We start from the raw sequence: 23,609 nt of genomic DNA on the forward strand, positions 1-23,609 counted from the left end.
ACATAGAAACTAGAACACGTCCAGAGTTAAAAGGTTATACGCACGTTCCGGCTTTCTGTTCAATATATTCACCCACCACATTTACTTCTGTCATGTGGGGCGTATCTATGAGATAAGCAGCAACATTAACCGACCATAAAGCACATTCGCCAATATTATAAAAAGAGAAGAAATATGTAGCTTTTACCGTATATTGGTGGACTTTTTATTAAAATTTAGAACTATCGCGGTATTATGACAAATTGTATCAGAAGAATTGGCGTGGGGTTGATAATTGTATTAAGCGCACTAAGTCTGGAGGTTTCTGCCCAGACATCTGTTGAAGAAAATAACGAGGAGCCGGCAAAAGATTGGTTCATTCTTGATCCTACCACGGATAACGTACAGGGAACAAGTGTAGAAAAGGCTTACTCAACAGTATTAAAAGATAAAAAATCAAAGACCGTTACTGTAGCTGTAATAGACTCAGGTGTAGACATTGACCATGAAGACCTACAAGGTAAAATCTGGATCAATGAGGATGAAATTGAAGGCAATGGCATTGACGATGATAAAAATGGCTATGTAGATGATAGATATGGCTGGAACTTCATAGGTGGCAAAGACGGCAACGTAAAAGAAGACACCCATGAGCTAACCAGAGTTTATGTAGATCTGAAAGCTAAATATGGCGATAAGGAAGAGAATAAGGTTAAGAAAAAAGACAAGAAGGAATATCAGTATTGGTTAAAAGTGAAGAAAAGCTTTGAGACTGATTACAACAAAGCTCTTGAACAATATGAGTTCTATGCCAAGCTTCACAAAAATATAAAGCGCTATAACAAGCTTCTAAAACTTTATTTGAATGTAGATAGCTTAACATTAGATGATCTTCGTAGCATCAACACCAATGACTCTACTATTTTAGAAGCTAGAAATTGGATCGGTATTATTTTTCAAAACGTAGGAGAAAATCCTGACTTTGATCAGTTAGACGAAGAATTAGGAGAAGCTGAAGAGCATTTTGGCAATCAGGTGAACTTTGCCTACAACACAGATTTTAATCCAAGAACTATTGTGGGTGATGATTATTCCGATCCTTATGAAAAAGGTTATGGAAACAATGACGTAAAGGGCCATGATCCTAGTCACGGTACACACGTAGCAGGAATCATCGCTGCTAATAGAGGTAATGACCTGGGTATTAAAGGTATAGCAGACAATGTTAAAATCATGGTTATCAGAGCTGTACCTGATGGTGATGAGCGAGATAAGGATGTGGCAAATGCGATCATTTATGCAGTGGACAATGGTGCGCAAATTGTGAACATGAGCTTTGGTAAATCATACTCGCCTCAAAAAGGAGCAGTTGATAAAGCTGTAAAATATGCTGAGAGCAAAGGAGTATTATTAATTCATGCTGCAGGGAATAGCTCAAAAGATCTTGATAAGTCAAACAACTTCCCTAATAGAAGCTATGAAGACTCTAAAGAAGAAGCTACTAACTGGCTGGAAATAGGTGCCTCTGCCTGGGGTGAAAATGCAGATCTTGTAGGTTCCTTCAGCAATTATGGAAAGCACACAGTAGACGTGTTTGCTCCGGGAGTTGATATCTATTCTACAACGCCTGACAATACTTATGAATCTTTCAATGGTACTAGTATGGCCGCTCCTAATACATCAGGAGTAGCTGCATTACTTATGTCTTACTACCCTGGCTTAACTGCTTATCAGGTTAAAGACATTATCACTAAGTCAGCCAGACATTTTGATAACTTAAAAGTGACTAAGCCTGGAAAAGATGATTTAGTAGATTTTAAAAGCTTATCTATTTATGGAGGCCTTATCAATGCCTATGAAGCTGTGAAGATGGCAGAATCCATGAGCATCGATAAAGGAAACTAAAAAATAATTGTCTTACAGATAAAACCGGACTAACTTTAGCCCGGTTTTTTTATTTATATATCTTATGGAAATACTCAGACACGCGCACTCAGGACTAAGATGGTTAGTATTAATATTTGTACTTGCGGCCATCATCAATTCTTTAGGTAAAACTAAAGGCAGCACCCCATTTACTGGCAAGGATAAATCCTTAGCACTCATAGGGTTAATCGTTACTCACCTTCAGTTAGTGATTGGCCTGATCTTATATTTCATAAGTCCGAAAGTAATGTTCAGTGGCACAGCCATGAAAGATCCCGCATTGCGCTTTTTTCTGGTAGAACATAGTGTTATGATGTTAATCGCCATCACTTTAATCACAATAGGATACAGCAGAGCTAAAAGACTGGCTGATGATGGCAAAAAATTCAAAACCATTTTAACCTTCTACGCCTTGGGCCTTTTACTAATACTTATAGCTATTCCCTGGCCGTTTAGAAACCTTGGCGGAAGCTGGTTTTAATGGCACTGAGAGTTAGTTAGCTCAAATAACGGGGCCTGAAAGATTGGCCCCAATTTAAAAGCAAGTTGACTGATGAGCGGTACTTTGCTCCATTCAAACGACTAAACATGATATTTCTACAGTTGGCACTGAACTTTAAAAAAGAAACTATGAAATACCTGTTTATAATTTTATCCCTCACTCTATCTACTTTTTCTTATGCTCAGGTAAAGCATAACTTTGAAAAGGAACCGGAGAACACTAATTGCCACACACTACCCACAACTTTTGAGTCAACACAGGAAGCTCTAAAGAACATACAGGCTACCACCTTTCGGCTTACAGAAACACTTAAAATCTCAAAACACCTCACACCTCAGGCCATGAAATATCTTTCCTGCGATGGTGAAACAGGATATTTAGTAGTAAAAGAAACAGATGACAACATAGTAGTATACGAAAAGATTCCCTATGAAGTATGGAAGGGCCTTATGGAAACAAAGGACCCTATTTCAGATTATAAAACTAAAATTAAAGCCAACTACAGCACCTTATAGTTTTACGGGCTCTACCGTATAACCTTCTTTTTTCAATAAGGCCAGCACACCCTTATCAGAAGCAAGATGTCCCGCTCCCACAGCAAAGAAAGTAGGCACCGCTTTTATCTTCTCAATAATCAACGGCACCCACGCGGCATTTCTATCATATAATAAAGACTCCATATGGCTTTCGTATTGCGGATTTTCAATGATAAGCTTGAAAAGTCCTTCCAGATCATGCTCCTGATAACGGGCCACCATCTTATCAAAATCCTCCACGCTTTTCTCTCGGTTCATCAACATATCATCAATCCATTCTATCTGATCTTCAGCCGGTATGGCATCAAAGAGTGACATCTGAAATTCAATAGACTCAAGTCCTTCCACAGCCATTTCCTTCTCTTTAGCCATTTTTAGAAACTCCTGCTCATATGAGGCCACCTGAGGGCAATCTAGTAACGATGGCATAAGCATAGACATAATAACGAAGGGTTTCATTACACCAAACTGAGCCATAGTAGCACCGTAAGATCTTTTGAGCACAGCATTTAAGCTATCTAGCTGAACTTGGGAAAACTGATCAGAAATATTCTTCATACCAGGATTAACAGAGAACTTCTGCATTTCAGGCATCATGGCGGGATCATCCATATCCAGCTCCATCACTAATGTTTTGGTATTCGAAAAAGCCTCTTTTACAGGCTCACTCATATCAAACTGATCTGGACACATCATGTGAATAGTACCATAGATGTATGATGGTTTATCCACCTCAGGTCCAGTAATTTTATAAAGTAAAGACGACTCTTGAGCCTTCATTATGAAAGGCACGAAGAAAATAATAATAAAACTTAATTTTGTTTTCATATAAATCGGGTTTATATCACAATCTAATTATTTTAAATAAAATTTCTCCTTACATATAATAATTTAATGCTCTTTACTGTTATCTACTTGAAACTTATCTCTATGAAAAACCTCATTGGCCGGAAGAGTTTCAGCATCTTTTTCGGCCTTTTGAGGAACCTCTCCAAAGAATCTTCAGACCAGCTTGCAACCTATATTCTGCTCAGGGTGTCATATATTTACAATTAATTAGGATAAATATGTACTCAAATGATGTTTATAGGTATGGAAGAAGAGCAGCAGGAATATTCATTATTATCTGCATAGGCCTCCTTCTCCATTCATGTAGTGACGATTCTGACTTAGCAGTTCAGATGGATGCTGATAACTCCAGAATTTCAAACTATTTAGCAGAAAATAACATTTCAGCAGTAAGAGATGGTAGCGGTGTTTATTATGAAGTATTAGAAACTAACCCACAAGGTGAGGCAGTAAACAATGACGATGTATTGTCTATAGCCTACTCGATCAAAACCCTGGATGGTGAATTATTAGAGGAGTCTTATGACTCGGCAAGCACACTTATTTTCCACAACTTTCAAAGTGTAGTACCCATAGGCCTGGACTACGGCTTAGGTCTTATGCGAGTGGGAGAAAAGTTTAGATTCTACATTCCTTCTACTTTGGCTTACAATTCTTATTCAAACAGCCTTTTTGAAACCAGCACTAATTTCATTGCTGAGGTAACTTTATTGAGCATTCAAAGCAAAACTGATATCTACAATCATGAGCTGGACTTGATAAGAAACTACCTCTTTCAAGAGCAAATTATTGATGATGGTGAGGCCTATCAGCAAGATCTCTTCTATAGAGAGATGGAGAAAGGAACTGGAAAAACACCGAACAGCAACAGTATGGTAAGCATCAACTTCACCAGAAAGTATTTAGATGGCACCATTATAGAGCGAACAGACTCCTCACCCGTAACTTTTCAGCTAAATACAGGACAAGCTGTAAAGGGACTTGAAATGGGAATATTGAAGATGCAAGAAGGTGGCAAAGCCATGATCGTGATGCCTTCTAAATTAGGCTTTGGCGAAAGCCTTCAGGTGCTTCCTAAAAAAATCAGGGCAGATTTATTAAAAGAAAATCTGATCTATTCCACGGTAGCGCCATTTTCTCCACTCATTTATGAGGTGGAGTTAGTGAAAGTTCAGTAAAAGCGCCTTTATAAAACCAAAAACGGAGGACAGTAAGTGATTATTAGCTATTGTCCTCCGTTTTTCGTTTAAGATAAAATCAGAATTTAAAAAAATAACAAGTATGTTAAAAATATGGTTTATATCTTTAAGTTGGCTTAAATAAACATAATGGATAAGAACCTTTTACCCGATTTTTTAATTATTGGTGCCGGAAAATGCGGTACTACCTCAGTAGATAATTATCTAAAACAGCATCCTTCAATATTTGTAACCGCTTTTAAGGAACCTAATTTCTTTGGTTTTGAGATGGTTAAACCTGAAGATTTTGATGATCCTAATGAGCTAAAATATTATCAGGATCATTCTATCACTGATTTGAAATCATACCAGGATCTATATAAAGAAGCTGAGCCCGGGCAAATAAAAGGAGAAACGTCTAACACTTATCTTTATCATGAAACGGCGCCAGAAAGGATAAAGCATTATGTACCTGATGTGAAAATGATAGCGATTTTCAGGCAACCGGCAGAGAGATTATATTCCCGCTACCTACACCTGGCCAGAGTAGACCAGCTACCCACACCTACTTTCGAAGGAGTGTTAGATAAAAGCACTATATGGTGGGAGAGAAATGACCTGGTAAAGGAAGGGTTTTATTATAAAAACCTGAGCAAATTCTACGATCACTTTGACAAAGACCAAATTAAAGTAGTCTTGTTTGAAGATCTTAAGAAAGACCCACAAGGTATTATCCAAAGTATTGCAGAATTTGTGGGGGCTGATGGGAGTTTTGAATTTGACCTTTCTGTAGAATATAATAAATCAGGCTTCATAAAAAATAAGTTTTATGACAAGATGATTGGCCAAAACAGCATTATTAAAAAAGGAATAAAAAGCATGGTGCCAACCAGTGCCTTTGAAAAGCTAAAGAGCAATCCATGGCTGAGAAAGAAATTCACAGATATTACTGACAAAAATCTGGTACGTCCCAAATTAGAACCAGAGCTTAAGCAGAAAGTAACTGATATTTATAGAGCAGATATTCAGCAACTTGCTAAGCTAATAAACAGAGACCTTAGTCACTGGCTATAAATAAGACGAACTCCAATATTCCATAAGCCTTCAGCCCAATACTGAAGGCTTTTTTATTGACCATCCTACATTGTAATCAATAAAATTTGAGGTAACGACTTCAATTCCTACCCTAAGATTTATAGAAATTATTACCGCAGTACTAGCCCTAATAAAAAGATGAGAAATTTCAGCAAAATTATATGTAATAAAATTTAAAAAATGACCCATTATAATTTTTCAAAATCGAGTTTCGCATCGTAAAAATTTTCAAAAGCTTCTTTTTACATACAATTAATCGTTTTAGCACCTATAATTTTATATTCATCCTAAACGGTTACACATGTATGTTTACGCTTATTAATTACTAGAAATTGGAAAAATAGGAAAATGAGAAAGTTGGTTTTAATGCTTTTAATTACTGTAACGTCAGTAGTTAAAGGGCAGGTTATTTGGGAGGAAAATTTTGATGATTTGGGAGATAACCAGCAGTCAGATGCTGGAGCCACCGCATGGACAACTACACAGCCAGTTGGGAACTCTCCATATAAAGTGTTTCAGACACAAACTTATCCAGGTGTAGGTCGTGTTTTCATTGCCAATGACACTGGCAATGAAGGAATTTGGACATCTGAAGTGATCGATATTAGCAGCTATTCAGAAGTAGCGTTAGAAGCTTTTCTAGGTGTATATTGGGCTAATACTACCGATTATGTTAGAGCATATTATCAATTAGATGGCGGTCCTGAGGTTATGTTTGGAGAAATGATGGGACTACCCAACTTCCAAACTCAATCTGCAGCCAGCGCCATTGTTTCTGGCAGCACCTTAAGAATTATTGTTAGAGCTTTAGACACTAACACAGGAAGCTATTATGGTTACCCTAGAATGCTTGGGTTCGATAACATTAAGGTCTCTAAAATCACTTATATATACTCTCGCCAATCTGGCAACTGGAACGACACTAACTCATGGTCTACTATAGGTTACGGTGGCACTTCTTGTGGTTGTACTCCAAATAGTGACACTCACGCGTTTGTAGGTAACGGCAATACCATAAATATGAACGTTGGCGGCCAAAGTGCTGGAGTAACCGTAGAAGGCAGCGGCCATATCCAATACACTGGAAATAATTCACTGAACATTATCAGAGGTGGTGTTTTAGAGGTAAATAGCGCAGGCGATATTTTAAAGAATGGCAATAATGGTGCGTCAGTAACCTTCGCTACTTATAGCTATAATGTAAGAGTAGACGGCACACTTAACGTGGGAAGCATCACCGTAGACGGAGCCCACTTTGCTTTATCTGGCTCTGGAAATGTTAATTTATCAGGAAGCCTCACTTTCAATAACCTTAATGGCCATTCAATATCCAATGGCATTACAGGCGGCTTAACTATTGGAAGTGAACTTCTGTTCAATTCCAATTCCGCGAATTTTTCCATGGTTAACTCTGGAAAGATGACCGTAACCAATCGCATTCGTTTTGAAAATACGCAGGTAGCCATAATTAACAGCGGTACGCTAACCACTGGATCTAATGGGATTTTGGTAAGCAACAGCGATGATGACGGTAACTCCATCACTAACAGCGGAACGCTAACGTTCGGCACTATGAATTTAAATAATGCTGATTTCACCATTAATAATTCAGGGACATTAAACCAGACCGGAAGCTTCACCAATGTAGACGCCAGCAATACTGTTTTTAATAACTTGACCAACGGTACATGGAACTATAGTGGCTCTGCTACCACAACTAAAATGAACCTGGCAGCTGCTAACAATAACTTCTATTTCAGTAGAAGTGGAAATCAAACTATTTTCACACCTTCAAACGGAAGCTATTATAACCTCTTTGTTTCAGGCACAGGTACAAAAACCGCTACATCTACTATAACCGTACGAGACAACCTGTCTATCTCAGGCGCAAACTTAGATATGACTAATAATGGCTACGGACTTAATATAGGCGGTGACTGGACGGTGAGCACTTCCAGCGACCTTTTCATACAAAGAAACGGAACGGTAACCTTTAACGGAACTGGTACTCAAACCATTAGAACGGCTAATGGCACCGAAACTTTCAACAACCTAACTATTGATAAAAGTAGTGGTGCTTTAGTATTAGATGCTCCATCTACGAACATAGCTGTAGCTGGTACATTGGCTTTAAATAACGGTCAGTTGAATCTGAATGGAAGATCTATCAGCATTACCAATGGAAGCCCAAGTGCCATTACCAGAACTAACGGATACATCAGAAGTGAAAGCACCATATATCCTTATAGCCCAATATCATGGTCTGTAGGAAATGCCACTGGTGACTTTACCTTCCCATTCGGTAAATCAGATTCAGAATATATTCCATTCAACTTCAGCATAACAGGTGCTGGCGGAGGAGCCACTACCGTTTCTGTAGCTACATATGGAACAGGAGCAGATAATAATCCATATCCAAATGGAGTAAGCTCACTGGAAGGCGAAGAAGGTGTAAACTTAAGCTCAGAAGTAGTAGATCGTTTCTGGCAAATAGATGTAACAGGTTCACCTACAGCTACTGTAACATTTACTGCTACCTCATCAGAAGTAGGAAGTTTAACCAACATGAAGGCCCAAAGATATAATGGAGCCGATGGTCATTGGGACTCTCCACTACCTGGACAGGCTAGCTCTAGCAATTCTGTAACTGTGCCTAATGTTAGTACATTTTCACCCTGGACATTGGTAGACGGCAATAGCACTTTACCTGTAGAACTGACAGCTTTTAATGCCTCTCTGGAAAACCAGGATGTAATCATTAACTGGACTACAGCATCAGAGCTGAATAATGACTATTTCACTCTTGAAAAAACGCAGGATTTTAAAACATTCTATGAGGTAAAAGTGGTGAAAGGACATGGCACTACTCAGAATGAAAACAACTATAAAGTAATTGACAACTCGCCACTTGCTGGGGTGTCTTACTATAGATTAACTCAAACTGATTTTGATGGAGCATCTGAAACTTTCAAAGCAGTAAGAATAGAAAATAACAGTGTCTTTGACTCATTCAACGTGTATCCTAATCCTAACAATGGACAGGGAATAAATCTTGAGATCACGGGTATGAGCAAAGGAGAAAGCATCCCTGTAAGCATAATCAATATGACAGGGGTGGTGGTTTATTCCACCGAAATTACCTTTAATGAAGGCGTTCAATCTACTAAAACTATTGACTTTACGGAAGCGTTGGCTCCCGGTGTTTACCTTATAAAAGCCGGAAACGACCAGCTTCAGAAGTTAGTGGTAAGAAATTAAGGGTTTCCAATTTCCAATTTCTAAAGGTCACTATTAATTTAGTGGCCTTTTTTTTATGCAAACCAGCTCAAGCTTAATACGGTCTTTTTAATTAACCTTGAGCTGATCTGATAAAAGATGCATTAGGCCATTGCTTTATCATTGATCTTCTCAATGGCTAAATCATTAAGCTTTTCGTCAGCATCCTTTTCCTGCTCTAGTGTTTCAGCTAAAAGATCGGCGACTTCCTGGGCTCCTACCTTCTTAGCATAATGTAAGGCAGTACCATATCCTGCTATTTCATAATGCTCCACTCGCTGTCCTTGAGCAATTAGTCCGGCGTCCATTACTTCAGGTTCTGCATTTTCCTTCATAAAATCTGCGGCCTCACTAATAATTCCTGCTATTGCTTTACATTTTTCTCCATCAGGATCTATATCCAGCACCTTACAAGCTTGCTCTAATCTTTGCTTCTGCCCTTTAGTCTCTTCCATGTGAGATTCAAAGGCCTTTTTCAAACTTGAATTAGAGGCCTTATCAATCATTTTAGGTAAAGCATCTAATATTTGTGTTTCGGCACTATACAGGTCTTTTAACTGGTGCTCCAGTAGATCCTGCAACGTTTTCATCTTACTCATAATTTTAGTTGGTTAGTTTATGCTGGTAACTATGATATAATAATGCCAACCTTAAAAACTGCATTATATCCTCATTAGAGCCTCGCATATTCGCGAGGTGATGAATTATCACAACAGCAGTTGGGTATAAGATTACTAATAAAAGGAATGGAATAAGATTTGAAATAGGCTCAAGAATAAGGCCTGACTATCTCTGCAAAAATACGCATTAAAATGTTCTAGCCGATCCGGCGAAATTTCTTTATATTTTATAACAAAAAGTAGTTAACTGGTGGGTTACAAAAACATTTCATATGTAATAAAATGTATAGAATAATAGAAAACCCTAAACTTCTTATTGAATAGAAACTACTATAACAAATTGAACAATATGAAGCTAGTATATGAAAACAGTAGAGGTCAGGCGCAGTACAAAACCTCAAGCAAAACATTGTATACTCAATATGTGGGCTTAGCACATGCCGACATCATTATTGATTTATTAGAAAAAGTATTGCCTTTTTCCGAGGAGCATTCTATTAACCACATGATAGCCAACCTGGCTAATATGCAAGGTACCTTTACAGGCGCAATGGAGTTTTTTGAAAAACGATTTTATCCTACCATGATAAAGAATGGCCTGAGAACCTACGCCATGGTAGTTCCCCCAGATGTATTCACCAAGTTCGCAGCCGATTCACTACAAAAGACCGTTGGCGGAAAATTAGACTGGCGCATGTTCCCCAGCTTTGAAGAAGCTCAAGAGTGGACGGATAGTCAGGTGAAGTAATATTTCTATAGATTTATTGCAAGTGCGCTTATAATAAGCGCGCTTTTCTTTTCAGTAGCTATGCGTTAGCATTGGAATGAGAGACTACCTGAATACTGTTTGACTGGATTATTTCAAAGGCTTTTGTCGTGAAGAATGGATATTGATCAGTTCGATTTGCCTTTTCCGTGGTTTAATTCGATAGGTCAAAATAGTGTACTTATTGATCGGCCCTCGTCGAACGTACTTTTGTTTTTTACTACTTTCAAACATCTCTGGATACTGACTGAGCAACTCAAAAAAATCGATAAGATTCACGAACAAACTTGCGGATTTCCTTTTCTGTAAAGTGAGTTTCAAGGTATTCAATGATCTCAGCGTAACCTGTTTCAGCTCGCTTAGTCCAGAATGCCCGGTTAGTATCCCAACTTAAAAAATAATATGCTAACTATACCTCCTCTAGCCAGCTGACCAGCCTGGGCTTTTTTAAAATAACAAAATTTCTACTTACTCCAGCCCAGCCAGAGCATGGCACGCGTTAAAAACAGCGTGACATCAACTAAGGACATACGCGCGACAATGAGTTTCAAAATCTTCCAATCAGCGTTTTACAATCCAAAATAATACAATGTCATTAAAAGATCTTTCTCACTAATCTTAACCAATGTCTCACCCTCATCAGAATGATAATATGTGAAAGATGTTTTCTCATCAGAATCTTTCGTAAGATTTACTGAAGGATAGTTGAATTCGGAATTCATCCACATCCCCCTCCTGTTTAATTGAGTACGTTCTACAACTTCTACCTTCTTGAATGTACCTTTATTATTAAGCTCAAAATCATATCTATTTGGGAAAGTGTATATGGACAAATTAACAGTGTCATCATGTAATACCCTAAAGCCTAGCTCTCTCTCATGCGGACGTAGGTGATTTCTAAATTTCGCCACCTCATTTATCTCTGAATGCTCTGTCTGTATACTTTTCCATTTTAAATTCCCTTCTAAATCAAATTTATGCACATAATAACCATTGTAGACCGGTCCTATTTCCCTGAATGGTTTTTGACCTAGCAGACCATAACTATAAATTTCTCCATTAATATCATCAAAATACCAACTTCCAAAAGCTCCATTTAACCACGGGTAGGCCATAGTTGAAGATGGTGAATAGTTCATACTATTGGCATTCATCGGCTTCTCAAAAACATTAAAATCATAATCCATGAAATTGAGCCATTTCGTCCCGATATGATTCAACTCCATAGATGGTCTCGGGTAATAATCATCAAGGCCTCCTCCTAACTTCAGTTGCGATTTTATTTCCCCGGCATCTCCTAACTTCACTAAGTTGGCTTCTACCATATGTTCCTTGGTATCTATATGCTGTGATATCAGGTATTTATCATCATCTATTTGACCTAAAAACCACCAAAATGTACTATTCTCTGGATCATCTATTACTGGTAATCTCAAAGGATAACTTTTTACAGTTCCTTTAGCACCTGAGGCTACGTTTAGAATAGCCACATCAGCAGACTTCTTCTTTTTATTGGTTTCCCACCCTTTTTCGCTGCTTAAAATGTATAGGCCTTCATCATCACAGAAAATTGAAAGAATGTTAGACCCCCAATCTTTACCTGGCTTTAAGGTATAGTTGGTACTTTCTCCGCTAATAAGGAATCTCGTAACGAAAATATCTCTCTTCAGCTGCAATTCCCTAAAATCAATATAATAGATCGTTTTACCAGACGGAGACACAACCATTCGACCATTATTTTTGGTAGTTACGCTATATTCGGCTGTAACCGACTTTTCCCAGAGCAAATTTGTTTTTAGGTCGTAACAAAGGAACCGACTATTACTTCCTCGTCCTGCTTTTTGATCAGCAAATCGAAAAACAAAGCCCTGATCACCCAATGAGAGAGTTTCTATAGGGTAATCCTTAAAGCTCATCCTTATTTCCGCCTTCTTGTCCTGCGCCTTCACATAAATAACAAGAGCCATCAACAACACAATAAATATCGACCTTTTCATAATTTCAATTAATAACTGATTCCTTACTAGATATATTTAATCTACAAATTGTAACATTTAATCTGTTGAAATTTTAAATATTAATTGAATTTAAATAATAATAGAGTCAGAATTTAAAAATTGATGAAACGGAAGGTGAACAATCATCCTCAAATCAGCTAGAGGATGGCAAGCGTTGAAAACAGCGCACCTACAGCTATTGGCATAAGCGGAACAACTGGTGGGGTAATGAGCCTGTAAGCTGATCGTTAGCACGCACTGTGTCAGCAAATACTTTATTTATCCTGGTCAAAATAAACAGAATTATGCTCCCAAAAAACCTCAGAGTTCTCTACGAGTAACTCTGAGGAGGGCTAAAACATCTACCCCAGAACTCAACGCTTTCGTTTTCTCCATAAATATATAATAACAATGAATTGAGCCGCTATAACTCCTATTAGAATGATGTAAAGCCAATCAATACCTACGAATTCGTATTTTGCCTCCATTTTTTTATTATTAACCTAAAAGATGTAATCTAGGAAAGATTTGTCTTGTCTATTACTTTTTGATGTAGTAATTACTAGCTCCATCATGAAGCGGCCAGTAACTCAACCCTAAAACCCATTGCATAAAAAAAGAGAACCACTTCTCAGTAGTTCTCTCATTTCGTGGAGCCGGAGGGATTCGAACCTACATCATATTATGTTATTAATCAACAATTTAAACATCCAATTTCAAACAACTCACCGAATCACTCACCTAAGAGGAGTAGATAAACACAGAATATATGCTTATGGGGTAAAGGAACTTATCCAAAATTAACAGTACTGTAACAAAAATAGTCATGAAAATAACATTCAAGTGTTAAACAACTTAACCTGCAAACAATAGGATCAATTAAGAATTCTAATTCCCGTTTTAAAAACTAACGGCGATTTATATGGGCTGTTTAAAGTGTCATGGATCACATTAAACATCACCAATGTCTGCATCTCCAGCCATTTGCTCACTTTGAATTTTCTACCAACACCTACTAAAAGTGTTTGCTTCCAGCTTCTATCCGGTTGCTCTGGGGTGCCGGTGGTAGTCCGGATCATTTCACCTTCCAGCTGTACGAAAAAGTTTCTGAACACCATGTGGTTGCCAAATAAGCTATAACCATAGGTTTCATCATCCTCCTGTCTTATTCCCGATTTACTGGCGCCAAATGTGGCCCTGTAAGTACCTGTAACGCCTATTTCCGATTGTTTATTGATCTTATACGCCACCACGGGAGCCAGATCCACCACTACAGGGTTGGTCTGGCTAATGTTGAAGTTGCCTCCAATAGAAAGACGCTCCCAGAAAGATTTATCTTCCAAAGAATTTCTTTTCTTGGCTGTGCTGAGATCATTACTATTTGGCACATAGCTGTACTTCTGCTTTAGCGTACTCATCTTTGATTGTGCCTGCTGAATTTTATCTGAATGTTGGGTGATAAATTCTCTCGCTTGAGAAGTCATCTTTTGCTTAAGCTCCTGCCGGGCTTCCATCTGTTGCAGCTTCTCCTGAGTTTGCTCCCATTCATCTTTATATTCCGTGAGATTTCCTAGCTCTGAGTCTTCCATGCCTCCCAATTCCTCAAACTCTTTTCTGTTCTTGAGTTCATTTTCAGCTCTTTTTTCCAGCTCCTTTTGTGCGCTTTCCATGGTCAATGAATCCACTGGCATATCAGGAATTTCCGTGCCAAGTTCGTCATCGAGCCGTTTCTTCCCTTCTGATTTCACAGTAGACTTTACACTGGCAGAATCCAGGCCATTTAAACTTACGCCCGTTTCCTCCTGCAGCTCATTGCGCCCCATTTCCTTAGCCTGGTTTACTATGGTAGAATCAGTAACTACGGGTATATCTACATAATTATTGAGGGAATCTTCAGCCGCACTTTTTACCTTATTTTCAGTCTGCTCTACCAAGGTGCTGTCCAGCGGTGACATGGTGGTGCCTAAACTATCTTCAAGCGCTTGCTTACTCTCATTTTTTAGCTTGCGCTTATATTCCTTTTCCTTCTGCTTTACCTCTTTACGAAGAAACTTTTTCTGTAACTTGCTTCTCTTGGCCGGATCTTTAATCTGCTCCAACTGCTGCTTTTGAGCCTCCGTGCGCTCCTGTGCAAAAACCACGGCACATGTCAATACCATAAAAAGAAAAACAAGTAAATAGCGCATGGATGCAAATATGATTAATCTACAAATTAATAAAATCTTGAGGGGAAACAAAAGGTAATTGAGGAGGAATGTTTGGGTAGTGATGGGGTGTTTTTTGATATAGATATAAATAATTAAAATGTGGACTTAAATGGTGAAGATTTGATCTTCAATACCATTTCAATGGCGATGGCTATCATGGTAAAATTCATGGTCATAGACTACAATCAACTTAGAAGATTAGCGGTTTTAATTTAAAACCGTCATGCCGGAATTCTGAAGCGCAGCGAAAGAATATCCGGCATCTTACCGTCGGGAAGCAATGGTCATCAGCAAGATTCCGACTCTCCGCTGCGCTACGGCTGGAGTGACGGAAAGGGGTAAAGACTGCGAAAAATCTTGTTGGAACATTCTCCTATTTTCAGGACAAGACAACAAGTAGTAGCACGCGTTACGCTATCGCTAAACGCGCGCTAGCGGAAGTCAGAACTGGTCAAGCATACCAATTTCTATAGTATTCTTCAAGCCAAGAATGACCTGTTCGAATTCATAGAAATATGGTATAATAGAAAAAGAAAACATTCACACTTAGGATATAAAACGCCTGAACAATTTAATAATCATAACTATTCAAAATGTGCTTAACTTATTGTCCAGTTTTTTGTTGCAAATCCACTACCGTGGACACCAACTACAAGCTGACATCAACACTAGTCATTGGTATCATCTTCAGACTGCTTACAAACATTCTCATCAAACCAGGTAATCCAAGCTTCAATATCCTTTAGCATTTTATCTTTACTAGAATACACAGGTATTTCATAACTATTTATATTACCTTTTATTTCAGTCAAGTTTTCTAAATACTTAACCGACTTTGTCACTTTATAAAATGAAATATCATACCCATCTTGAAATAATTGAATCATTATGATGGCATCTTGAAATTTTTCACATTGCTCAACATCACATTGCTCATCCATAGGATCACAATACACAAGTTTTAATCTATCAGGTTTACAGCCTAGCATTAAGTTTAAGGAGAAGAACAAAATCAAAAAGCTTGCCTTAGTATATTTTCTCATATTACTTATCTTTTGATTTTCCTGTTGGTCTTCTTTGACCAACAACTGATATTACGCCACTTGTATATTTATATATTACAGTAGTAGTAGTCCCATCCTTTTCTCGAAAAACTTGTCGTGCATGACCAGGCCCATGTTTTTTACTAGTGAAAGTATCCTGCCAACTGCCATCTGCCCACTTTTTACCTAATCGCTTATTACCATTTACAGCCCCTTCAGCCTCAGAAGCAGGTTTATGAGCAGAATCTAAATCTCTGCCTTTGGCTTTTTGATGTTGTTCCACCAGCTCATGGATTAGCTTACCCTGTTTAGTTGCTCCCGTAGGTTTACTATAATCAATATCACTGCCCCCTTCGTTAAACTGATCAATATCAGCAATGTCTATTTGACTCGTAACAAAATTTCCAACTATCACCTCAGATTTACCAAACACAACTTCTGTTTCTGTGTTATTCTCCTTATCATTTATACCATCACTTAAATGATTGAAGAAGGCTTTTCCTTCATCATTCAATTTACTTATATCACCGCCTCCTTTTTGTAGCTACTAATGATAAGCTTAAGGTTCCCTTTGCTGCGCCTTTAACGTTACTAAACTTGGCTTTAAATTGTCCTTGAAGCCCTTGATCTATTATTTTACGAAGTAAATTCAATTCTTTTTGCGAGAAATCTTATTTAGTAGAATTAACCATTATTTCAAAGAAATCCTCGGGCCAGGAAGATTTTTCTTCTTCAGTAAGAATTTTACTTTGACCAATCATTGTAGTTATTTCTTCACAACTTAACTTTGAGCCCTTATTAACAAACCAACTACTCCAAACTTGCAGATCTTTATAATATGCTGTGTTATTTGGATAACCAAAAAAATCACCTCTATAAACGTTGTCTTTATATTCAGTTAAAGTTTGTAAAAACCTTAAAGACAAATCAAAATATTCACTTGAAATTTTTTCATTACCAGTTCTATATTCATTAACTATAGTAATTAAATTGAAGTATCTAGAATGGAATTCTGAATTACAGCAACTACTATTTTTACTTTCACAGGATGTCAAAAACAAAACCACACAAATAATTAATTTTAGTTTCATATGAATATTACTTAATCCCATTTTTTCCTTTATAAGGTACTACAATAATAACTGGTCGAAGTATAATTTCATACTTAACTACAGAACCATTTTTTAGTCTATATTGTTGTACTACTCCTTTATCACTCCAGTCCATGAGTCTGTCATTGTTATTAACTTTATCTTCCCAATATAATGCTGATCCGGTATATGCTTTACCCAATCCATGAGATTTATTATAATACACGTTACTCCCTTCTGGATCTTTATACTTAGTCATCTTATATTGTTCCCATATCTCATGAATCATTTTTCCTGCGTCTGTAGGCCCATTTTGAGATGAAACCGAATGATTTAAAGCTGGCCATTGTTCAATATCAGCCATATCAATTCTCTTTTGAGCATAATGTCCGGTATGAACATTTGGATCTCCATAACCTACACCTATTTTAACTGACTCATCGGAATCAATTACTTTTGTTAATCCTTGATAAAATTGAGACCCTCCGGAACTTAGCTTACTTGGATCTCCACCTTCCAGTTGAACATTCATATAATCGTGTCCATTTTTATCTACTTCACCTGTAGAAGATAATTTTAACTTAAAATTTCCTCCATCTAATGATTCCAAGGTTCGTCGAGCGAAAGACAAAACAGCGGAAATATTATCAAAGGCCAAGATCAAACTATCTCCATTATGATCTTTAAACAAAATTGGATTGTTACCCACATAATTATAAGGAGAGATTGGAGCATACTTTTCACTAAATCTATCTTGTACAAAGAACCTTCCTAATTCAGACTGGTACATTCTAGCCCCGTAGTCATCCCAATTAAGACCTAAATCTGATACGCGTTCTTTCCCATTATAAAGGAACTTATTCTTCTTAGCCGTCACCCTCTGATAAGAGTTAAAAGCCAGACCGAAAGGATAGTAATTATCCGTCTGGATAATTGGCATTTCTTCTAAGGTCAGTTGCATATCATCGAAGTAAGCGTCTAGCTGGGTGTTGCTTTCGTTGCTGACATACACCATGATGGTTCCGGCTGATGGGGCTGTGAACTCGGGCAAGGTAAGTAGCTCCCATTTATTATTGGCATCTGTTACCTGCTTGTATTTTAGTTCGCTCTCGGTGATGGTGGCTACTCCGTCTTCTGGGATAAACAACATGTTTAGGAATACCATAGGTACAGTATCGTTTATTGAAAAGCTGTCTGTGCCTAGTAAACCACCGCTGTATCCATAGCCATTATTGATGCTATTGGATGCTTCGTAGCCTCCGAGTACCGTGTGAGCCGTTAGTAAGTTGTTTAATATTACTCCTATAGCTTCGGGGGTGTTTACCTGGTTACTGGTAATGTTGAGCAGTTTAACATTTACGGATACATTCACCTTGTCGCCAGCCCCTACGGTTAGTGGTACCAGTGAACCTGCCCTTGAACTTTCGTTTCCATTAAGCACATAGGTATTCTGGTAAGTAGTACCGGCATCGGTATGGTCGTAGGCATTGTCGGTATAAATATTATCCGCATCCTCCTCTGACAGCATGTCGGTATCATCCACCTTATCTTCGCCGCCTACCGTTACCATGGCACCAGTAGTATTCTCATAGAACAGGTTAAACTCATGGGTCTTGGGCTTAGAAGTAAAGGTCAGTCTGGTATTACCCAAATGGTCTTTTAAATGGTACTGGTACTCCCAACCTCCGTTGGTAGCGTCGGGCACTATTCTGCCTTCTTCGTGTTGGATCAGTTGTAGTTCTGATGATCCAGCACCTTGTGTCTCATATATGAACTCACCCATATAGTCGGTGCGCTTGATCAATGCATTATCAGCAGCGTGTACTTCCTGGGCTAGTTTCATACCGGCAGCATCGTAGATGTAAAGTATATACTGGCCATCTTCCTTTGTTACTTTCTTAGGTAAGTTCAGGTGGTTATAAGTGATCTCTATGATGTCCTTATTCAGGTCTTTGGTCATGTTACCATTTTGATCATATTCATAGTCATCACCGCTCTTGTTGCCGTCTTTAAAGCCGCCTGAACCAGCTTCATCATCTACTTTGCTGAGCTGATTTCCTTTTTGGTAGGTGTAAGTCAGCTGATCGATCACCTTCATTTCTTGCTCAATAGCCTGGCGGTTCAGGTGCTGGATGTTACCATTCAGATCATAGTCCACCTTCGGCACGCTAAAACCTCCCTGGCCAGATAGTGTAGTCCAGGTATTAGCTACTGAGGTGCCTTGCGCGTAGTTGGCTTCAGTAATCCTGTTCATAGCATCATACTGGTAGGTGTATAGCTGCTCAGTTTCATCGCCATGGGTTTTCCATTTTATGGCTGAGATGTTGCCGTTGTATTGAGGATTTTGAGATAGCTCTGTAGTTGGCTCTATATATGGCTCTGGTTCCTGGGGTGTCTCTACCAGCGTAATGACATTTATATAACCAAAACTAGAGCCTGAGGCGGGCGCAAAACTAAGAGATATTTCTCCATTAGTATCGGACTGTAAATCATTAAACTGAATGGTACTAGTACTATTATTTTGCGCATCAAGGGTCAGCGTTAATCCGTTTATGGAATAGCTACCTACTCTATCAGCAGCAACCACTCCCCGGGACCCAAAAATTTCTATAGAGTATTTATTAGATGCATTTAAACCCGTAAATTTATACTCACCCCCAGTACTGTACGCAAAATAACTATCTGAACAAGCTGAGATTGGATATCCCAAAGTTGCACCATTGTAACCATACACATTGACTCCAGTACCATCTCCATACTCGTGATCAGCGGCACTATTTATTACAAAATTAATTCCACTACTCACACCTTGGTCACTAATGAGCCCAGCGATAGCTATACCAGCTTCCTGTTCCCCACTTACGTTATTCCAGTTTCCAGCGGTGAGAGTATTTGGACTGCCAAGGTCTATTAGGTAAACAGCCTCAACTTCTCCTGGGGCTTGATTAGGATCCGCTTCTGTCTGTATAGAAACAAGTGAAGTGGTAGTGGATTCGTTATCATTATTATAAGCTTTGATTCTGTATTCATAACTTGTACTATAACTAAGACCGGCATCAGTATAACTGGTAGCCCCAGCCCCAATATCTATGACTGTAAATGAACCTGAGCCCATAACTCTTCGCTCTACAGTAAATCCGGTTTCATTATTTGAATTATCATCCCAACTCAGGATAACGGTATTAACTCCTGATAATGAGGCCAATAGATTAGTGGGCGCATTGATTGATACTGATGATTCTATAATTTCTATTACATTGATATAACCAAACGTGGAACCAGACTGAGGCGCAAAATCCATCACCAGCTCTCCATTAGAATCTGCTGCCAGATTTTCAAAAATTATTGTATTGGTAGTATTATTCTGTGCATCTAAGGTGAGGGTCTCGCCTCCCATAATATATTTACCTACTCTACCGCCGGAGCTGGCTGCCCGGGAAGCAAAAATCTTTATGGAGTATTGTTTATTCAGGGCTAAGCCGGTGAGTTTATAGCTACCGCCACTACTAAATGAAAAGTAACTATCTCTACAGGCTGATGCTGGATACCCAAGAGCTACACCATTATAACCTTCTGTGTTTACACCGGTTTGGTCTCCATAGGCATGGTCTGCTGCGGATGCCACCACAAAGTTAATTGTACTACTTTGACCGTCATCGGTAATCAGGTTACTAATGGTAATATCGTCATCCTGATCTCCTGGAACGTTATTCCAATTACCTACCGTAGGCGTGGAGGTGCTGCCAAGATCGATTAAGTAAGTATTCTCCGTCTGAGCACTGCTCAAGAAAGGAAGAAATACTAATATTGTTAAAGTCAGGTAGGTTGATGAAAATCTAGTCATTGATCTGAACGCCGTTTAGAGGATTGTTATAGATAAGGTCCATACCAAAGTAGTCTGGAGTATCATCCGTATCTGATGTTGATAAAGTACTTAAATTACTATTATTGATACTCTCCATCCAGCCCCTAATATTATATCTATAGTCAATAGATTGGCTAGCGGCGCCGTTTTCTACGTGTAAGTTCTTCTCTATCAGCTCACCTAGTTCATTATATCTATTCTCCGCCAGCAGCACTTCCTGTTGTAATGAACCGTTATCATTCAGCTGGTGGAACCCGCGCTTCAGGCGGCCAACATGGTCATATTCATATCTTCGCATAAGACCTATGGTGCCCGTGGCATCAGTGTGGCTGGTGTAGGTTTTTAACAGCCAGCCTGGGAAGTTATAAATACTACTCACCTTATCTATGTAGGTATAATTACCTCCAGGGTTGTTCATCACCGTTTGGATAACACGGTATTTATCATCATAGTAATTAACAGCTTTAAGCCAGTGGCTATCCGTATCATCAAGCACTTTAGTCATGGTGCCGGTGACCTGGCCTTTTACATGTAAAAATTCCGCATCTTCAAATGAATAATTCCCTAGAATACATCGGGCTGTATCTAGTTGGGTCGCATCGAAATAATAATTGCTACCAAACTCCTGCAGAGTTGTGAATCCATAATCATCATAATAAGTAATTGTAAGATAATCTACGTGGGATACACTTTGTGGAAATGCTTTATCTGTGTAGCCGAAAGTCTCATTACCATCCACCTCGTACCAATCATACACAGAGCCTACTTCTGTCTTTAATGCAGATTGTATAGCACCGTGACTTAGTGTATCTGTGTAAAACCCTGTGGCTATAGGCCGATTAAAAGCATCATATTTTGTAAACAACCACTGATTATGAAGTCTTTGTTTTCCATCTTGGGTGAGTACCAATCTATCGCGCTGGTCATACACCATAAATACTGAGTCTGAGCCAGGTATGTGTTTCATAACCATTCTATTACGTTCATCATAATCATAATAAAATGTCCAGTCTTGAAGAAAATTTTCATTAATAATAGCACCCTCCTTTATTCTTTCGTTAGCCACAGGCGGTAACACATAACGCAGGTTGCCCAAGTCGTCATAAATGTAGTAAGTGTCAGCCCATTTCGATGCCACTTCATCTGCTTGCACACGCTTTAAAATTGTCTGGTCTTGTTTATTGGTGAAAGCCACGACTTGATGACCTCTTTCGTCTGTAGTCACATTCTTAAGCAACTGACCTGTCAAATAGTGTCCCTCATCATCTATGAAACCCTCAACCTCTGTATTCTTATCTGGTAGACCTGAAATCAGTAACCTCCAGGCAATTACTTTGTCATCATTATTATTCAGTAAATATTCATAACCAACGTAGGAATCGTTTTCTTTCCAACTTTGACCTGCTCCATATACTTTTTTGGTTCGATTCAATGGACTGGTCTCATATATCGTTTCTGAGAATGGTCGGGGATCATTTTTCAGAGTATTGTAAAACAAAAATTGAGTGCTATTAGTATAATTAGCATCATCCTTATTTATAAACGTTTTATAACTTCCTGTACCTTCTTCTGATACAAAAGGTAAATAATCGATATTGATTCTATTGTAATTATCATATTCAATAGGACTAACCAGATCCTTATAATCTGGTGATCCTGCTTGCGCCACATTTTGAATTACACGACCGAGACCATCAAAATATGTTATCTTATTAATAACTTGATCACACAGAGTAATATTTGCGTTGTTAATTTCCAATATGTAATCTCTACTAATAATATAATTGTGATCATATGATGGAGTTAAAACGACACATTGTGATTCCAACTCAATCTCTTTTATTGATGGAGAAGGACTGGAACAACCACTATTTCGACCATTTACATTTATCTGTCCACCACTAAAATTATTTGATACTATCACTTCAATAGTATTCGTACCCTGTCCCGATAGAAAACTCATACCTTGTGGTAAATTCCATTGATAACTGGTAGCATAAGATACAGGTTCAATAGTATAAATTAAGTTTTCGTCTCCTCTCTTTACCAATGGACTGCCTTGAATGGGCCCAGTAGGCAGTGGCTCATAATTACCTCCAATTATATTTTTACGCACGGAAGATAGTACGCCACAAGGGCCGGAATTAATAAGAGCTGACACTTCGCCATTCTCATAATTATTTGGGAAAAATAACGTAACATAAGTCCTGCCACTAGACAATATTGTCGCATTAGGAGCATTCCAAATTACTTCAACAATATTACCAGTAAAATTAGGAATGCTATAAGTGGCGGTGGTTCCCTTGCAAACATTTGATGGTCCACTTATTGCGCCAACTTCTGAAGGTAACAAATAAACATTTACAGTTAAATGATAATTTACTCCATTTACTGAAGCATCTATGTACTGTCCCATACCACTATAATCAAAGTTAACAATAATAGATGTGGAACCTTGACCTGATAATATTGTACCTGATGTATTCCATATTATCGTACCTGATGTATATCCTGACAAAGTGTAGGTATAGGTACTTCCCTTACAAGTTGAGGTTGGACCTTGGACCTCAAGAGCCTCTGAGGGCGTATCTACTTTCATATTACCTAAAACATCTATAGAAATAGACAGAAGCATAAACATTGCAAGGTTTATTTTCATATCAGAAATTCTCAATAAAT

Annotated in this window: 17 protein-coding genes; 8 read left to right on the forward strand and 9 right to left on the reverse strand. The window is 38.3% G+C overall.

Going from position 1 to position 23,609, the window contains the following annotated elements:
• Positions 1-234 precede the first annotated feature (234 nt).
• The 3 genes from LVD16_RS25235 (at position 235) to LVD16_RS25245 (ending at position 2,922) form a co-directional block, all read left to right on the forward strand.
• On the forward strand, positions 235-1,884 hold the full coding sequence (locus LVD16_RS25235; RefSeq protein WP_233771074.1) for a S8 family peptidase: 1,650 nt from the start codon (positions 235-237) through the stop codon (positions 1,882-1,884).
• Between the two features lie 64 nt (positions 1,885-1,948).
• A complete protein-coding gene (locus tag LVD16_RS25240; protein WP_233771075.1) occupies positions 1,949-2,386 on the forward strand; it encodes a cytochrome B in 438 nt (145 codons plus the stop codon).
• Positions 2,387-2,493: 107 nt separating this feature from the next.
• A complete protein-coding gene (locus LVD16_RS25245; RefSeq protein ID WP_233771076.1) occupies positions 2,494-2,922 on the forward strand; it encodes a hypothetical protein in 429 nt (142 codons plus the stop codon).
• Here the strand turns inward: LVD16_RS25245 and LVD16_RS25250 are convergent.
• Entirely contained in the window at positions 2,917-3,771 is an 855-nt protein-coding gene (locus LVD16_RS25250; RefSeq protein WP_233771077.1) for a TraB/GumN family protein, read from the reverse strand. The two genes, LVD16_RS25245 and LVD16_RS25250, sit on opposite strands and share 6 nt — an antisense overlap.
• A 239-nt stretch (positions 3,772-4,010) precedes the next feature.
• Here LVD16_RS25250 and LVD16_RS25255 point away from each other — a divergent pair, with 239 nt between their 5' ends.
• The 3 genes from LVD16_RS25255 to LVD16_RS25265 all read left to right on the forward strand — a co-directional run bounded on the left by LVD16_RS25255 (position 4,011) and on the right by LVD16_RS25265 (position 9,323).
• Positions 4,011-4,970: an FKBP-type peptidyl-prolyl cis-trans isomerase gene (locus LVD16_RS25255; protein WP_233771078.1), complete on the forward strand. Its 960-nt coding sequence runs from the start codon at positions 4,011-4,013 to the stop codon at positions 4,968-4,970.
• 150 nt (positions 4,971-5,120) lie between these two features.
• On the forward strand, positions 5,121-6,044 hold the full coding sequence (locus tag LVD16_RS25260) for a sulfotransferase family protein (RefSeq protein WP_233771079.1): 924 nt from the start codon (positions 5,121-5,123) through the stop codon (positions 6,042-6,044).
• A 369-nt stretch (positions 6,045-6,413) separates the two neighbouring features.
• Positions 6,414-9,323 carry a T9SS type A sorting domain-containing protein gene (locus LVD16_RS25265; RefSeq protein WP_233771080.1) on the forward strand — a complete coding sequence of 970 codons (2,910 nt, stop codon included), beginning with the start codon at positions 6,414-6,416 and terminating at the stop codon, positions 9,321-9,323.
• Positions 9,324-9,445: 122 nt separating this feature from the next.
• Here the strand turns inward: LVD16_RS25265 and LVD16_RS25270 are convergent, their stop codons facing one another.
• On the reverse strand, positions 9,446-9,940 hold the full coding sequence (locus LVD16_RS25270; protein WP_233771081.1) for a YciE/YciF ferroxidase family protein: 495 nt from the start codon (positions 9,938-9,940) through the stop codon (positions 9,446-9,448).
• Positions 9,941-10,310: 370 nt separating this feature from the next.
• Here LVD16_RS25270 and LVD16_RS25275 point away from each other — a divergent pair, with 370 nt between their 5' ends.
• The gene (locus LVD16_RS25275; RefSeq protein ID WP_233771082.1) at positions 10,311-10,709 is read left to right on the forward strand and encodes a hypothetical protein; all 399 of its coding nucleotides are present in this window, start codon (positions 10,311-10,313) and stop codon (positions 10,707-10,709) included.
• 587 nt (positions 10,710-11,296) lie between these two features.
• On the opposite strand, the gene LVD16_RS25280 is transcribed toward LVD16_RS25275, so the two are convergent.
• Together LVD16_RS25280 and LVD16_RS25285 are read right to left on the reverse strand one after the other, a co-directional pair.
• On the reverse strand, positions 11,297-12,724 hold the full coding sequence (locus LVD16_RS25280; RefSeq protein ID WP_233771083.1) for a hypothetical protein: 1,428 nt from the start codon (positions 12,722-12,724) through the stop codon (positions 11,297-11,299).
• Positions 12,725-13,599: 875 nt separating this feature from the next.
• Positions 13,600-14,910: a CDK-activating kinase assembly factor MAT1 gene (locus LVD16_RS25285; RefSeq protein WP_233771084.1), complete on the reverse strand. Its 1,311-nt coding sequence runs from the start codon at positions 14,908-14,910 to the stop codon at positions 13,600-13,602.
• A gap of 468 nt (positions 14,911-15,378) precedes the next feature.
• Between LVD16_RS25285 and LVD16_RS25290 the strand changes: the two genes are divergently transcribed.
• Positions 15,379-15,534: an IS3 family transposase gene (locus LVD16_RS25290; protein ID WP_255697947.1), complete on the forward strand. Its 156-nt coding sequence runs from the start codon at positions 15,379-15,381 to the stop codon at positions 15,532-15,534.
• A gap of 65 nt (positions 15,535-15,599) precedes the next feature.
• On the opposite strand, the gene LVD16_RS25295 is transcribed toward LVD16_RS25290, so the two are convergent.
• From LVD16_RS25295 to LVD16_RS25315, 5 genes are all read right to left on the reverse strand, one after another.
• A complete protein-coding gene (locus LVD16_RS25295; protein WP_233771085.1) occupies positions 15,600-15,974 on the reverse strand; it encodes a hypothetical protein in 375 nt (124 codons plus the stop codon).
• 1 nt (position 15,975) lies between these two features.
• Positions 15,976-16,488 carry a hypothetical protein gene (locus LVD16_RS25300; RefSeq protein ID WP_233771086.1) on the reverse strand — a complete coding sequence of 171 codons (513 nt, stop codon included), beginning with the start codon at positions 16,486-16,488 and terminating at the stop codon, positions 15,976-15,978.
• 157 nt (positions 16,489-16,645) lie between these two features.
• On the reverse strand, positions 16,646-17,065 hold the full coding sequence (locus LVD16_RS25305) for a hypothetical protein (RefSeq protein ID WP_233771087.1): 420 nt from the start codon (positions 17,063-17,065) through the stop codon (positions 16,646-16,648).
• Positions 17,066-17,072: 7 nt separating this feature from the next.
• On the reverse strand, positions 17,073-20,909 hold the full coding sequence (locus tag LVD16_RS25310; RefSeq protein ID WP_233771088.1) for an RHS repeat-associated core domain-containing protein: 3,837 nt from the start codon (positions 20,907-20,909) through the stop codon (positions 17,073-17,075).
• The gene (locus LVD16_RS25315) at positions 20,902-23,589 is read right to left on the reverse strand and encodes a DUF6443 domain-containing protein (RefSeq protein WP_233771089.1); all 2,688 of its coding nucleotides are present in this window, start codon (positions 23,587-23,589) and stop codon (positions 20,902-20,904) included. Before LVD16_RS25315 ends, LVD16_RS25310 begins: the two co-directional genes overlap by 8 nt.
• Positions 23,590-23,609 lie beyond the last annotated feature (20 nt).

The sequence above is a fragment of the Fulvivirga ligni genome (genome assembly GCF_021389935.1).
GTDB lineage: Bacteria > Bacteroidota > Bacteroidia > Cytophagales > Cyclobacteriaceae > Fulvivirga > Fulvivirga ligni.